14 protein-coding genes are annotated in these 14,105 nt (G+C 45.2%); 10 read left to right on the top strand and 4 right to left on the bottom strand.

The window, feature by feature from the left end; all coding sequences use genetic code 11:
* Positions 1 to 55 precede the first annotated feature (55 nt).
* Genes ACSX1A_RS20565 through ACSX1A_RS20555 form a run of 3 tightly spaced genes read left to right on the top strand, consistent with a single transcriptional unit; the run spans position 56 to position 2,294 of the window.
* Positions 56 to 841 (top strand): class I SAM-dependent methyltransferase, encoded by a 786-nt coding sequence (locus tag ACSX1A_RS20565; protein WP_439881510.1) that lies wholly within the window; start codon positions 56 to 58, stop codon positions 839 to 841.
* 52 nt (positions 842 to 893) lie between these two features.
* Positions 894 to 1,802, top strand: coding sequence for a UbiA family prenyltransferase (locus tag ACSX1A_RS20560; RefSeq protein WP_439881509.1), 909 nt, complete (start codon positions 894 to 896; stop codon positions 1,800 to 1,802).
* An 18-nt stretch (positions 1,803 to 1,820) separates the two neighbouring features.
* A complete protein-coding gene (locus ACSX1A_RS20555; protein ID WP_439881508.1) occupies positions 1,821 to 2,294 on the top strand; it encodes a hypothetical protein in 474 nt (157 codons plus the stop codon).
* A gap of 129 nt (positions 2,295 to 2,423) precedes the next feature.
* Here ACSX1A_RS20555 and rho read toward each other — a convergent pair whose 3' ends face one another.
* Positions 2,424 to 4,172 (bottom strand): transcription termination factor Rho, encoded by a 1,749-nt coding sequence (rho, locus tag ACSX1A_RS20550; RefSeq protein WP_439881507.1) that lies wholly within the window; start codon positions 4,170 to 4,172, stop codon positions 2,424 to 2,426.
* Positions 4,173 to 4,458: 286 nt separating this feature from the next.
* Here rho and serS point away from each other — a divergent pair, with 286 nt between their 5' ends.
* Positions 4,459 to 5,733, top strand: coding sequence for a serine--tRNA ligase (gene serS / locus ACSX1A_RS20545; protein WP_439881506.1), 1,275 nt, complete (start codon positions 4,459 to 4,461; stop codon positions 5,731 to 5,733).
* A gap of 74 nt (positions 5,734 to 5,807) precedes the next feature.
* On the opposite strand, the gene ACSX1A_RS20540 is transcribed toward serS, so the two are convergent.
* The 3 genes from ACSX1A_RS20540 to polX form a co-directional block, all read right to left on the bottom strand.
* A complete protein-coding gene (locus ACSX1A_RS20540) occupies positions 5,808 to 6,209 on the bottom strand; it encodes a hypothetical protein (protein ID WP_439881505.1) in 402 nt (133 codons plus the stop codon).
* Positions 6,210 to 6,229: 20 nt separating this feature from the next.
* On the bottom strand, positions 6,230 to 7,204 hold the full coding sequence (locus ACSX1A_RS20535) for a glycosyltransferase family 9 protein (protein WP_439881504.1): 975 nt from the start codon (positions 7,202 to 7,204) through the stop codon (positions 6,230 to 6,232).
* 99 nt (positions 7,205 to 7,303) lie between these two features.
* On the bottom strand, positions 7,304 to 9,067 hold the full coding sequence (polX, locus tag ACSX1A_RS20530) for a DNA polymerase/3'-5' exonuclease PolX (protein ID WP_439881503.1): 1,764 nt from the start codon (positions 9,065 to 9,067) through the stop codon (positions 7,304 to 7,306).
* A gap of 136 nt (positions 9,068 to 9,203) precedes the next feature.
* Here polX and ACSX1A_RS20525 point away from each other — a divergent pair, with 136 nt between their 5' ends.
* The 6 genes from ACSX1A_RS20525 to ACSX1A_RS20500 all read left to right on the top strand — a co-directional run bounded on the left by ACSX1A_RS20525 (position 9,204) and on the right by ACSX1A_RS20500 (position 13,859).
* Positions 9,204 to 9,536 carry a hypothetical protein gene (locus tag ACSX1A_RS20525; RefSeq protein ID WP_439881502.1) on the top strand — a complete coding sequence of 111 codons (333 nt, stop codon included), beginning with the start codon at positions 9,204 to 9,206 and terminating at the stop codon, positions 9,534 to 9,536.
* A 135-nt stretch (positions 9,537 to 9,671) separates the two neighbouring features.
* The gene (locus ACSX1A_RS20520) at positions 9,672 to 10,076 is read left to right on the top strand and encodes an EVE domain-containing protein (RefSeq protein ID WP_439881501.1); all 405 of its coding nucleotides are present in this window, start codon (positions 9,672 to 9,674) and stop codon (positions 10,074 to 10,076) included.
* 112 nt (positions 10,077 to 10,188) lie between these two features.
* On the top strand, positions 10,189 to 11,670 hold the full coding sequence (locus ACSX1A_RS20515) for a hypothetical protein (protein WP_439881500.1): 1,482 nt from the start codon (positions 10,189 to 10,191) through the stop codon (positions 11,668 to 11,670).
* Between the two features lie 184 nt (positions 11,671 to 11,854).
* On the top strand, positions 11,855 to 12,403 hold the full coding sequence (gene pyrR, locus ACSX1A_RS20510) for a bifunctional pyr operon transcriptional regulator/uracil phosphoribosyltransferase PyrR (protein ID WP_439881499.1): 549 nt from the start codon (positions 11,855 to 11,857) through the stop codon (positions 12,401 to 12,403).
* Positions 12,404 to 12,414: 11 nt separating this feature from the next.
* Positions 12,415 to 13,338 carry an aspartate carbamoyltransferase catalytic subunit gene (locus tag ACSX1A_RS20505; RefSeq protein WP_439881498.1) on the top strand — a complete coding sequence of 308 codons (924 nt, stop codon included), beginning with the start codon at positions 12,415 to 12,417 and terminating at the stop codon, positions 13,336 to 13,338.
* Positions 13,339 to 13,496: 158 nt separating this feature from the next.
* On the top strand, positions 13,497 to 13,859 hold the full coding sequence (locus ACSX1A_RS20500; protein ID WP_439881497.1) for a hypothetical protein: 363 nt from the start codon (positions 13,497 to 13,499) through the stop codon (positions 13,857 to 13,859).
* Positions 13,860 to 14,105 lie beyond the last annotated feature (246 nt).

Below are 14,105 nucleotides of genomic sequence, written 5' to 3'. Positions count from 1 at the left end.
ATCGTAAAAACCTTTAGGGCGGCTCTACAGTAGTTTAGATAAAAAACAGAAGCTATTGAAAATCCGCCTTCAACTTTTTGAACTGGAAGACCAGCAATGGTTTCCGCAAGTGGTACGTGAAGGCATGCAGGACTACCTGCGCTTCATGATCAGTAAGCTGGATACCTATGAAGCAGCTTTGCCGCAGCTAGAGGAGCTTCTAACTAATACAAAGCAGCAGTATATTACTGATCTGTGCTCCGGAGCCGGAGGAGGTATCGCTGGTTTACAGGAAGCACTTAGCAAGCGAATGGGAGTTCCGGTACATGTTACCCTCACAGATCTTTATCCAAACATTGACGCCTATGAATACCTGAAAATTGCGTCGAGAGGGGCTATTGACTTTGTAGCAGAGCCTGTAAATGCCCTCAATGTACCCTCTCATGTAAAAGGTGTACGCACTATTTTTTCATCTTTCCACCATTTTCCGCCCACCACTGCCCAGGGAATTTTACAGGATGCTGTAAAGAAAGGCGCGGCTATCGGCATCTTTGAGGGTGCTAAGAAAAGTTGGTCCGAACTTCTGATGCTTTGGCTAACCTTTCCTGTTGTGATACTGCTCATTACCCCATTCATCAAGCCTTTCAAATTAAGCAGGCTTTTTTTCACCTACATACTTCCTCTTATTCCGATCGGGATCCTTTGGGATGGCACCGTTTCACTGCTCCGCATTTACCCTCCTGAAAGGCTTCAGAAAATGGTGCAGCATATCAAATCTCCAGGCTATGTATGGAAGTCAGGCAGAGTGGGCAAAGGCCCTGGAAAACATGTTATCTATTTAATAGGGTATCCGGAGGCTTAACCTCCGACATCTCAAAACCAACGTTACTTATTATTAACTCTGCTTATATACTATGAGAAACTACCGCAGTGCACTCACACTCATGCGCATTCCCTTCTCCATTTACCTGATGCCCATCTTTTGGTTTGCATTAAGTACACTAACCGGCTTTGATGTATGGCGTGCCTTAGTGGTATTCCTGCTCTTGCATTTGCTTGTATATCCGGCCAGCAACGGCTACAACTCTTATTATGATCGTGATGAGGGCAGCATTGGCGGCCTGAAAAACCCTCCCAAAGTAAACCAACAGCTTATGCACCTGGTCCTGCTGTTCGATATACTGGCAGTAGCTTTAGGCACATGGCTTTCTCCTATCTTTGGAGCGTTGGTGGCCATCTACCTGCTTGTATCAAAAGCGTATAGTTATGAAGGTGTTCGGTTAAAAAAGTACCCCTTTATCAGCACTTTTGTGGTTATCTTTTTTCAGGGAGCTTTTACTTTTGCTATGGTGCAGATCGGGGTAGGTCTTAGGTTTTCTGAAGTTCTTCAAAGCCCTAACTGTTGGTTTGCTCTTGTAAGTACCCTTTTCTTGTGCGGATCTTACCCCCTTACTCAAATTTACCAGCACCAGGAAGACTTTAAAAGGGGCGACAGGACCTTGAGCCTGTTACTGGGCATAAAAGGCACCTACCTGTTTGCAGCTTTGAGTTTAATTGCCGGCACTAGCCTCCTGATCTGGCTTTACCTTAGCTCCGGGCAGGTGCATAATATTTTCATCTTCCTCATCTGCACTACACCTGTAGTTTTCTACTTCTCTGGCTGGGTAATGCGTGCCCAGAAAGATAGCAGCGCTGTGAATTTTGAAAACACCATGCAGATGAACAAACTATCTTCACTTTGCATCAGCTTTGCCTTTTTTTTAATGATTATGATCAGGGTTTCGGGACTAGATACAAACCTTACAGGCATGTTCCGTATATAGTTTAAACAAAATTTAAACATGAAGCTACTCTACGTTATACTGGCTGGTCTGGCAGCTACTGCTGCCATGACCGCTTTCTTATACATCCTTTCGCACCTGACGCACCGTGTTATGCAGGTGATCAAGATACTTGGTACCATGCTCACCAACAGGACACAACCTGATGGCAGTCCTTCGGATGCAGTGAGCACCAAGGTGGTAGGAACAGTGGCCCATTATGCCTTAGGTGTGTTGTTTGCCATAGTATACCTTGCTCTCTGGGATTCTGGAGTAGGCCTTGTATCTGCCTCCTGGGGCCTTCTTTTCGGACTGGCCCATGGTGTGATAGGGATGACGCTGTGGTATTTCTTTTTTATGCTACACCCAAAGCCCCCTCTGATCAGGCTTAAGACTTACCTTCTAACACAAATTGCCGCACATGTAGTTTTCGGCTTTGTGCTCACTTATGTATATTACCTGCTCCTGCAGCCCGCATATGAGTTCTGGTGGTAATAAAATTGCTGATCTGAAGTATTGAAAACTCCCTCATAACTACCCTGCTTCACTACAAATAAAAAAAGCAGCCTGCCGGAATTAACCGGCAGGCTGCTTTTTTTATATTTATAATGCTACTACAGCGTATTAGCTGTTCATCGAAATCAGGAACTCTTCGTTGCTCTTTGTCCCTTTCATTCTGTCTTTCAGAAACTCCATCGCTTCTACAGAATTCATATCCGACATGAACTTGCGCAGGATCCAAACACGGTTCAGTTCGTCTCTGTCCATTAACAGATCCTCGCGGCGTGTACCGGATGCAGGAACATCAATAGCAGGGTAGATACGCTTGTTGGCAAGCTTACGATCCAACTGCAGTTCCATGTTACCTGTACCTTTGAATTCTTCGAAGATCACTTCATCCATCTTAGAGCCAGTGTCGATCAGGGCAGTGGCGATGATGGTAAGCGAGCCGCCATTTTCTACATTACGGGCGGCACCAAAGAAGCGCTTCGGCTTGTGCAATGCATTGGCATCCACACCACCTGATAAGATCTTACCAGACGACGGAACTACGGTGTTATAAGCACGTGCCAGACGTGTGATAGAGTCTAGAAGTATAACCACATCGTGGCCACACTCTACCATACGCTTCGCTTTATCAAGCACAATGCTCGATACTTTTACGTGGCGCTCAGCAGTCTCATCAAATGTAGAGGCAATCACCTCAGCTTTAACGCTTCGGGCCATGTCTGTTACTTCTTCCGGACGCTCATCGATCAGCAGGATCATCAGGTATACTTCCGGATGATTTTCTGAGATAGCATTGGCAATCTCTTTCAGTAATACTGTTTTACCAGTTTTTGGCTGCGCCACGATCATACCACGCTGCCCCTTACCAATTGGTGCAAAAAGGTCCAGGATACGGGTAGAAAGCTGGCTAGGTCTTGTTGTAAGCTCTAAGCGCTCCTCAGGGAAAAGAGGTGTAAGGTGCTGGAATGGAATACGATCACGGATCTCCTCTGTCGTACGTCCGTTTACAGTCTCCACTTTAAGCAGTGCAAAATACTTCTCTCCTTCTTTCGGAGGTCTGATCTGTCCTTTTACTGTGTCACCTGTTTTCAGACCAAATAATTTGATCTGTGAAGGTGAAACATAAATATCATCAGGGCTTGCCAGATAGTTATAGTGTGTGGAGCGGAGGAATCCATACCCATCCTGCATTAATTCCAACACACCTTCGTTTATGATTATTCCGTCAAACTCTTTAAAGTTACTACTACTCACTTGTTGTTGGTTATTACGACGCGGGTTGTTGTCGCTACGGTTACTTTGATCGCCGCGCTGCTCGTTGCGGCTGTCATTGCGCTCGAAACGGTTTTCCCTGTTATCGTTGCGGTTATCGCTGCTTCTCTCGTTCCGGTTATCGTTACGATCGCTGCGGTTTTCATCTCTCTGCTCACGGCCTTCGTTGCGATTATCGCGCCGGCGTTCACGTTGCTGATTTTGTGGACCATGGTCTTTCACAGGCGCCGGCGTTTGCACCATTGTCTGTGAGTCGCCCTCTTTACGGGCAACTTGCTCACGCGCAGGTCTTCTCTCTACCCGTTCTGCTCTTTCTGCCCGTGCTGGTGCTGGTGCTGGGGCCTCTGCTGCCATTTCTTCTACGGCAACAGTTGTGTTTTCAGGCGCTTCTTCAGTACTGGTTTCGTTAGAACGAGGGGAGGGCTTGTACTTTTTTGCTATTTTTTCGGGAGGGGTAATGGCTTGCTGATCCAGGATCTTGTAGACTAGGTCTTGCTTACTAAGCTTCTTGAAATTTTTAACACCCAGATCTTCAGCAATTTCCTTGAGCTCTGAAAGAAGTCTATCTTTCAATTCTTCAATATTGTACATAAATAGTGGTATGGTAGTTAACTAAACTTGCCAGGTAACGCAGAGGCGAACGTAGCGAGAGAATTTATTTTATAAACTAGGAAATAGAATAGGTTGCGAAAGAGTTTATAAGGCTTAGGAAGCGCCTTTCTTTAAATTGCACTGCAATGTTATTGTAATGCATGTTAATTAACAAATATTACGAAGTCTTTTATACAAAAAGTTTCAGATTTAGCTTAAAAGATTTTATAAATGCCGCTTACTACTCAAAAAAGTATATTTTTGTGGGTATACACAACACCTAACTATGCTACAGTTAACAGTTTTAAGAGAACAGACCGAGCAGGTGATTGCAGGCCTGAACAAGAAAAACTACAAAAACGCGGCCGAGGAAGTAGCCGCTCTACTGGAACTTGACCAGCAGCGCCGCCAGGTTCAGCACGAGCACGACGAACTACAGGGCAGAGCAAACGCCATCTCTAAAGAGATTGGTATGCTGATGAAGAACGGAGAGCGTGAAAAAGCTGAAGCTGCAAAAGCAGAAACCTCGGAGCTGAAACAAAAGACCAAGTCTTTAGCTGACCGGCTATCCGCTATTGAAGATGAAATTCAGACTGCCTTATACAAGCTGCCCAACCTACCTCATGAGAGTGTGCCTACCGGTAGAACAGCCGAAGACAACGAAGTAGTTCTGCAACACGGAGAAATTCCTGCCTTACATGAAGGGGCGCTGCCACATTGGGAGCTGATTCAGAAGTATGACATCATAGACTTTGAGCTTGGTAACAAGATCTCTGGCGCAGGTTTTCCGGTTTACAAGAAGCAGGGTGCCCGCTTGCAGCGAGCATTGATCAACTTCTTCCTGGATGAGGCAATTAATGCAGGCTACATGGAAGTTCAGCCGCCAATCCTGGTTAATGAAGCTTCTGGTTATGGAACCGGCCAGTTGCCAGACAAAGACGGCCAGATGTACCACGCCACCGTTGATAATTTGTACCTGATCCCGACGGCAGAGGTACCGATCACAAACATGTATCGCGATGTGATTGTACCTGCTGATCAATTGCCTATCAAAAACGCTGGTCATACGCCTTGCTTCCGCCGTGAGGCTGGCTCCTGGGGTGCTGACGTACGCGGTCTGAACCGCCTGCACCAGTTTGATAAGGTAGAGATCGTACAGATCACACTTCCTGAAAAGTCTTATGAGGCATTGGAAGGGATGAGTACTTATATCCAGGGACTGTTACAGAAACTGGAGCTACCTTATAGAGTACTGCGTCTGTGTGGTGGCGACATGGGCTTCACCTCTGCCCTAACTTATGATATGGAAGTATACTCTACAGCGCAGGGACGTTGGCTGGAAGTAAGCTCTGCCTCAAATTTTGAAACGTACCAGGCCAACCGCCTCAAGTTGCGTTATAAAACTGAGTCTGGCAAAACGCAGCTGCTCCATACATTAAATGGCAGTGCGCTTGCCCTGCCGCGTATTGTAGCTTCGATATTAGAGAATAATCAGACACCCGAAGGTATCAACATGCCGAAGGTGCTGCACCCATACTTAGGATTTGATAAGATCAGCTAGTGTGATGGCTCACAAAGCCAAATTCAGATAAAGCAAAAGAGCCGCTGAAGTATACTTTCAGCGGCTCTTTTGCTTTACCCATATTGCTCTGTGTACTGCTGGTAATAGCTCTTCAGTTTATACTTTTTAAGTTCCGCTTCAGCCTCCAGCATGTTAGCAGTGGTTAATTCTTTTGCCTGTAGCAGGTTGCTTAGCTCTTCCTGTTCGGAGGCGGCTCCGGCTATACTTTCAGCAAAATCGCTCACCTCCTGCGATGGCATCAATTTGTTCTTCCGGATTATAACATAACCAACTGCTGTCAGTTTAAGCAGGCCCTGTGTTACCTCATCTAATGAGAACACGGTACCGTCAATGGCATCTGCCATTAAAAGCACTTCCTGCAGCGGAACACCTCCCTCTCCACTAGTAGCAAGCAGCAAAGCCTCCAGAAGCTGCACGTCAGTTGTTTCCCATGTCAAACTATACTTTGGCATCATCCACCTCCTTCTTATCGAATTTACAGATCATCGAACGAAATATCCCGCATACACTTAAAGTGTCCCTTTGGGCACTTCTTATAACCAATTTTTGAGCAAGGGCGGCAACTGAGTCCTTTCACCTCCAGCACTTTATACTTTGTCCGGAACGGATACATGCCAAACTCCGGAATAGTGTTACCCCAAACGCTGATGATATCCTTTTGAAATGCTGCGGCAATATGCATCAAACCTGTATCATGGCTCACAACCTTATTCGCCTGGCGCACCAGCGAAGCTGATCCATTCAGATTGTACTTACCACATGCATTATAGATGATTGTCAATTGCTGCAGACTTTTTCCTGCTGAGAAATGTGCAGCAATTTCTTCTCCGGTACTGGCATCCTCTTTACCACCTAAAAGTATAACTGGCTGCTGCAGGCGCTCACACAGTTCAATAATCCGGTCAGTTGGCAGGCGTTTGGTATAATGCTGCGCTCCAATAGCAAAGGCAACATACCCTTGCCTGAATGGTTCCGGCAATGTTTGAATAGCAACTTCATCCTGCTGAGGAATATAGTAATCCAGCCCCTTGCCATCATCTTTCACTCCTAACGCAACAGCTGCTTCTAAATACCTGTCCACAATGTGCATGTCTGGCAGGCGGTTTCTTTTGAAGTTTACCATTAGCCATTTTTCGTAATTCAGCTTGTTAAAGCTTTGCGCCGGCTTGCCTAGTCTTGCCTTGATAATTCGTGTTCGCAGGTTGCTATGCAGGTCCACTACGTAATCGAAGTCTTCAGCTTTAAGCTCACTGATGAGATCTCTGAGCTTATCCCCGAGCACATGCACCTTATCCACGTGCGGGTTGTTGGCAAGTATGGTTTGGAAAGCCTTTTTAGTACAATAATGCACCTCAGCATCCGGCACCTGCTCTTTAATACAGCGCACAACAGGTGTGGTAAGTACAATATCCCCGATAGAGGAAAAACGAAGTATGAGAATTTTAGGCATGGTATACTTTAAGCAAATGCTGCCGCAAACTTTCAGTTTGTGGTTCTACTTGAAGTAAGCTTTCAGCTTACGGTTTTACAGTTCACAGCAAAAAAACAGCTATTTTATGTTCTCCTTGCGGCTCCTGAAATACTTCTCCACTTCCTCCACCGGCTTCGCATTAAAGGTCATTTCTTTGGTAAGTCCACCTTTCCGACCAATCAGTACGCCATACTTCATATCATTATAGCCACTGGTATGGTGAGCGTCAGGGTTTATACTTAACATTACTCCTTTCTCAAGCGCATACTGCACCCAGCGCCAGTCCAGATCCAGGCGCCACGGGTTAGAGTTGATTTCGATGATCACGTTATTGGCAGCACATGCGTCTATCACCATGCGATGGTTTATAGGATAGCCTTCGCGGCGCAATAGCAGGCGGCCTGTCGGGTGCCCCAGCATAGTGGTATATGGATTCTCTATAGCCGTGATCAGGCGCGTGGTTGCCTTCTTTTCATCCATGTTCAGGCTGCTATGGACACTCGCTACAATAAAGTCGAAAGTCTGGAGGATATCGGCATCATAATCCAATGACCCATCTCCTAAAATATCGGATTCAATCCCTTTGAAGATCTTAAACGGAGCAAGTTTTTTGTTCAACTCGTCAATTTCTTTCTGCTGCCTTAGCACATCGCCCTCTCTTAAACCACCTGCGTAAGAGGCTGTTTTAGAGTGATCGGAAATACCAAGGTACTGGTAGCCCATGTCGCGACAGTAGGTTGCCATCTGCTCCAGGGTATGCGCACCGTCAGAGTAAGTGCTGTGGTTATGCAAAACGCCTTTAAGATCAGACATCTCCAGTAGCTTCGGCAGCTTGTTTTCCAGAGCAAGAGTCAGTTCATTGGTACCCTCCCGTAACTCCGGCTCAATGTAGGCCATTCCCGCTGACTTATAAATGTCTGCTTCGGAAGTATAGGACTGCTCCCGCAATACAGTCAGCAGGTTTGTGCTGCTTGTAAAATACTGCGCCAGGTGCTCCGGAGCAGCAGAATGTAGCAGCACCTCATTCGCAAAATGCTCTGTTGGCACCAGTTTTATTTCAGTTCTGAGGTCACTGACTGTATGGTAACCACGCCAGGCAAACGGCCCTGAAGCTTTTTCATCCCTCCTTAGTTCCTCAAGCATGTTCAGCTCCTGTTGTACCGAAACAGGGGTGTCAGTGGCAAGTATAAACTGGAGCTCCTCCACAATCTCTAACCGCCGACGCACCTGCCCTACTAATTCCACCTGCGTATCCGGGAAGGCTTCTTTTAATCGTTGCAGGAGCTCTTCGGCACCTGCTTCTGCTTCGGCGTAGAGTAGTTTACCCCGGTTTTCCTGTGTAAAGAGGAGGGCCTGCTTTATATTTTCCTGTGTTTTGGCACCAAAGCCCTTCAACTTGCTCACCTTATCCTGTTCGCAAGCCTCCAGTAGTTCCTCTACCGTTTCAGCACCAAGCTCTTGCCAGAGGTTACGCACTTTTTTGGGGCCAATGCCTTTAATGCGTAGCATTTCCACTACTCCGGGAGGAGTGGCTGCCAGCATTTGGTCAAGCTCTTCGAAAGAGCCTGTCGTATTTATTTCAATTATTTTACTTGCTATGCCTTTGCCCACACCCTGCATGCTCTCCAGTTCACGCTGGCTCATACCTGCCAGAGGGGCTTCTACAAGTTCAAGTACGCCTACAGCATTTGTGTATGAACGCACCTTAAATGGATTCTCGTCGTGCAGCTCCAGCAGTTCCGCTGTAAGCTTGAACAGTTTTATGATCTTCTTATTTTCCAAAGCAATATCCCGTATACCTACAAAGATAGAAAAAGCGCTCAAACCCTTTGCCTCGGGCATTTATATTACTAAACTTCTATATAAAGAAAGAAATCGCTACCTTAGCCATAGCAACTATTCCCAACCCATGAAACACGCAACTTTAATCTGCCTGCTTTGCCTTATTTTTATCGCTAATACTTGTAAAAAAGCAACAATGGAATCAGAACTGATTGGCAAAACGTGGTTGCACTCCTACGAGGAAGATGAGGGTGATGTGATGGTGTACCGCCTTAACTCGTATGACTTTCCGCCATCAAGAGGCAGAACAGGCTTTGAGCTTGAAAAAGGTGGTGTTCTAAAACAATACGATATTGCACCCACAGATGGTCTGGAAGAGCACGTTGGTAAATGGGAAAAAGTTGGTGACGACAAGGTACATATTTACATCAAAGGCAACGGTCAACCTGCCCAAAGCTATACCGTAGAGGTAGTCTCTTTAAAAGATGATATTCTAAAATTAAAAAAACTTCCTTCATCTGATCAGTAAAGGATGCAGGTGCGGCTTTATCAGGTAGCATTCAGGAGTAAACTGCTTCAGCAGCTTCCTGATCGATCAGCTCCTGCAGGCTCTCAATGTGATTAATATTTATATTCAAGATTCATACTTTTACCCTTCATACCAATGCAACACTGGTTAGTTAAATCAGAGCCTGAAAAGTACTCCTGGGCAGACCTTGTAAGAGATGGAAGAACTATGTGGGATGGCGTACGCAACTATCAGGCCCGCAATAACATGCAGCAGATGCAACCCGGCGATCTGGTTTTATACTATCACAGCGTATCAGAAAAAGCAGTAGTTGGGATCGCAAAAGTTGAAAAAGCGGCGTATCCGGATCCGACTGCTGAGGAGGGCAAGTGGGTAGTAGTTGACCTGGTACCTTTCCGCGATTTTAAGGAGCCTGTTACGCTGGAGCAAATCAAGCAAGATAAGCGCTTAGAGCGTATCGCTTTGCTGCGCCAGTCACGCTTGTCTGTTATGCCGCTTAAAGCCGAAGAGTTTGATATTCTGCTGGCCTTAGGAAACTAACTCCTGAGCAAGTTAAGCCTGATATAATCCTGCAATACAACGAATGGCGTCAAAAAGGAGTACATCACTTTAGACGCCATTTTTTTCTGCACAAACAGCAATACACCCGATTATGGCGAACGTACGCTGCCTGCTTTTTTTGTTCCTGATATTTGTTTCTGCACCTGTATGGGCGCAGGAACCCAGTCAACCTGTGCGCCTGGAATTACCATTTGATATGCAGGAAACAAAGGCAGAAGCATTTGCAGTACCAGACAGCAGCCTGCTTCTATACCACAAGGTAAACAACACCTGGAATACTAAAGCTGACTTCCACTTCACGAAGTATAACTATAAGTTGGAAGAAACTTGGCAGACATCCTTCACAATTGATCCGGACCAGGAACTTATCCGCCACTTTACCGAACGCCCCTTCAGTTATTTTATTTTCAGCGGCAATATGCCTGAGGAGTTCACCTTCGTAAAGCTGAACCTGGAGAACGGAAAAACTGAAACTGCCACGTACGAACTGGAAGATGTGGATGCTATTTATGAGTTTAATGTACTGCAAGGCAAATACTTCCTGATTGGCCGCAACCGCGACACCCTCAAACCTTTGCTTCTGTACCTGAACCCGACAGATAAAGAAGTGAAGATTTTACCAGCTGTTTATGGCGATGAGTCTTCATTCTCAGACATGCTGGCTGACCCCGCCCATAATCGTATTGATGTGGTGATGACAGAATCTAACGGAAGGATCTCCAGGCTGCAGGTGAAAAGCTTTAATGCGGATGGTAAGCTGCTAAGCAACCACTTTATACTTCAGCAAAACGACAAAAGCCTTCTTAATGCTGAGATAACCCCCGGCGACAGCACCCATAAAATGCTGTTTGGCACGTACGGCTCACGCGATTTACGCTACACCCGGGGCTTCTTTACCTCCCCTGTTTCCTCCACCTTTAATGGCGGCAACTTTTATAGCCTGTTGCAACTACAAAACTTTCTTAAGTATATGAAGCCCCGCAGAGAAGCCCGCACACGCAGGCGCGAATCAGAGCGGGTACGATCAGGCAAAGAAACCACTTTCCGTTATCGCGTGCTCCTTCATGACCTGATCACTACACCACAGGGGTTTGTGCTTGCAGGTGAAATCTATTATCCCCAGTACAGTACCAACAGCAGCTCCTGGATGACAACAGGAAAAAGTGCACCAAGTCGCGCACAGGAAGGTTATAAGAGAACACATGCCGTAGCTCTTGGATTTGACAAGCAAGGCATACTTTTATGGGACAATACTTTCCCGCTCAGTAATGTTTCAACCGAAGAATTGGAGCATGCACTGGAAGTAGCGTACACGCCAGATGGAAGGGTTATTATGGCCTATCCAAGAGAACAGAAAATCATCTACCACATACTAACCGAAAATCAGTTCGACGATGAGGACCATGAGGTAGAGATCATGACCTACAACAAAAATGAAAAGATCCAGCTTTCAGAGTACCCAGGACTTATTAAATGGTATGGGGCAAATTTCGCCGCTTTCGGGTTTCAGCGGGTCAAACCAGAAGGGGCAGAGGCTAGGACGGTTTTTTACATCAATAAAATAAATTTTTAGTACCTCTTACACAATGCTTTTGCACAAGCAAGCGCCCCACATCATCAGAACCTGCCGTTCAACGCCTTTGCCACTTTAAATGTTTAAACAAAAGCCCCTATCATGCCGGCTTTTAAACTATTTAGATGTTCATCATTAACATTTACACTTAACTCTTCTATATTTGTAATCAAGACCTCCGGTTATGCAGAAAAGACTCATTGTAAACCACCAGCTACTCGAGATCATGGTGATGCGCCTTTGCCATCAGCTAATTGAGAGCCATGGTGATTTTTCTGAATCCGTGATACTTGGCCTGCAGCCCCGCGGCGTTTATGTCGCTGAGCGTATACAGCAAACGCTTGCTACTATTCTAGGCAAGCAAATACTAACCGGCCATCTGGATACTACTTTTTATCGTGACGATTTCCGCCGCCGCGACTCTCCTCTTACAGCGAATGCCACCAAGATCGACTTCCTTATAGAAGGCAAGAAAGTAATTCTTGTGGATGATGTGCTCTATACCGGGCGTTCGGTAAGGGCAGCATTAGACGCTATGATTGCATTCGGGCGTCCGGCTAGTGTAGAGTTGCTGGTCCTGATCGATAGGCTATACACGCGCCACCTGCCCATCCAGCCTACTTATGTAGGCCGCAACGTTAACTCACTCAGTAGCCAACGGGTACTGGTGGAGTGGAAAGGGCAAGATACCCCTGAAGACAGTATTTGGCTAATTACTAAAAGCGACGATTAAATTTCTCATTCATGCAAGAACTCAGCGTCCGGCACCTGTTAGGCATCAAAGATATTACCACAGAGGATATAAAGCTCATTTTTGAGACTGCTGATAACTTTAAGGAAGTCCTGAACAGGCCTATTAAGAAAGTTCCTTCGCTGCGTGATATCACCATTGCCAACGTATTCTTCGAAAACTCAACCCGAACACGCCTCTCCTTTGAACTAGCTGAAAAGAGATTGTCTGCCGACGTTATTAACTTCAGCAGCAGCAGTAGTTCTGTAAAGAAAGGAGAAACGCTGCTGGATACAGTAAATAACATTCTGGCAATGAAAGTGGACATGATTGTAATGCGCCACTCAAGTCCTGGAGCTCCTCATTTCCTTAGCCAGCATATAAACGCCAATATTGTAAACGCTGGAGATGGCACTCATGAGCATCCTACACAAGCGCTTTTGGACTCATTCTCGATTCGGGAAAAACTTGGAGAAGTAGCCGGGAAGAAAGTTGTTATCATCGGTGATATACTGCATTCAAGAGTTGCACTATCAAACATATTTGCATTACAGAAACTCGGCGCAGAAGTAATGGTTTGTGGTCCGATCACGTTGCTACCAAAGTATATTAGGGAGCTTGGAGTAAAAGTGGAGCTGGATGTTCGAAAGGCATTGGCTTGGTGCGATGTAGCCAATGTGCTTCGTATTCAGCTAGAAAGACAGCAGATGAAGTATTTCCCATCCTTACGGGAATATACTTTGTACTATGGCATTGATAAGCAAATGCTGGATAACCTCGACAAAGAGATTGTGTTGATGCATCCGGGCCCGATTAATCGTGGAGTTGAATTAAGTTCCGATGCTGCAGACTCACATCATTCCATAATTCTGAACCAGGTAGAAAACGGAGTAGCTATACGAATGGCAGTTTTGTACCTTTTAGCCTCAAAAAAATAGCATGATTTCCCATAAGCAAATTATGCCATCCCAAATTGGGAATATCAAGTAAAGTAAATCCTATTTTAAACGCTTTAAAGCTATATATATAGGTATTAATACTTTTGGCACAAAGGTTGATTTAGTTGTATCGAATCTAAGAATACAATTAAGTTAAGATGAAAAAGTATTTTACCCTTTTAGCAGTAACTTCAATATTACTTGTTTCTACAAGCACTCAGGCGGCTATGGCAAATGGTAACAATAGCTCCATCGAAAAAAAGAAAGCTTTAACCATCCTGTTCAAGCAAGTAGATAGATCGCTTATAAATGAGCTACAGTTAAATGAGATGCAATACATTCAACTTAGAACATTGAATAAGAAATATAAAGAAGAAGCTGATCAGATTAATGCTACGTCAACCACAGTAGATTCTAAGATCCAGGAACTCAACAACAAGTATTTTGCTGAACTAAATGAAGTTCTTACTGCAGATCAGATCACAACTTTTATAAATAAGCAAACAATCGCTTTGAATTAAGTTAAAGCTTGTTTTAAAGCAGAAGCGCCTGTTTCCAAATCTGGAAACAGGCGCTTCTGCTTTAAGGGCTAACCATTCGAAACTATAACAACCCTACCAATCAACCTAATTAGCATTACAGGTGTGGATCAACCTTATCCAACACCTGTAATGCTCAATACGGGAGTGTAATTTAAACTGTGTCATTTCCATATTTTCATTTATTGGCCCTGTTGGTGTACTGGTGTGAATCCTTACAGCAACAGG

Origin of the sequence: Pontibacter sp. MBLB2868 (assembly GCF_051904785.1) — a bacterium.
GTDB lineage: Bacteria > Bacteroidota > Bacteroidia > Cytophagales > Hymenobacteraceae > Pontibacter.
This window is presented reverse-complemented; position numbering and strand designations above follow the sequence as displayed.